A 442-nucleotide genomic window follows, 5' to 3' on the forward strand; every position below is an offset into this window, starting at 1 on the left:
AGCACTGGCCGAGCAGGTAGACGCCTTTACCCGTCACTTGAATCAGGATGCCACGGTCACGCGATTGGGCTATACCCTGGCCAAAGGCCGTGAGCAGATCAGCGCGGTTTACGGCATGCGCAAACGCTCGGTGGGCCTTTTGGGCAATGTGCAGGGTGAGAAGCGTCCACTGCCGTTTGTTGAAGATACCGCGGTACCACCAGAACATCTGGCCGACTTTATTAGCGAGTTCCGCGCCGCGCTGGACGCGCGTGGGCTCGCTTACGGCATGTTTGGGCATGTTGATGCGGGCGTACTGCATGTGCGCCCTGCGCTGGACATGAAAGACCCGGCCCAGGAAGCACTGATTCGGGACATCTCCGATGAAGTCGCCGCCCTGACCCAAAAATACGGCGGATTGTTGTGGGGTGAGCACGGCAAAGGGGTACGCTCCGAGTATGCA

At 59.7% G+C, this 442-nt stretch carries 1 protein-coding gene; it reads left to right on the top strand.

Annotated elements, in window-relative coordinates:
* On the top strand, positions 1–442 hold a 442-nt coding region (locus ACT3T7_RS18430; protein ID WP_444631931.1), incomplete at both ends, for an FAD-linked oxidase C-terminal domain-containing protein.

The organism is Halomonas sp. 111 (assembly GCF_052379685.1).
Classification (GTDB): domain Bacteria; phylum Pseudomonadota; class Gammaproteobacteria; order Pseudomonadales; family Halomonadaceae; genus Vreelandella; species Vreelandella citrativorans.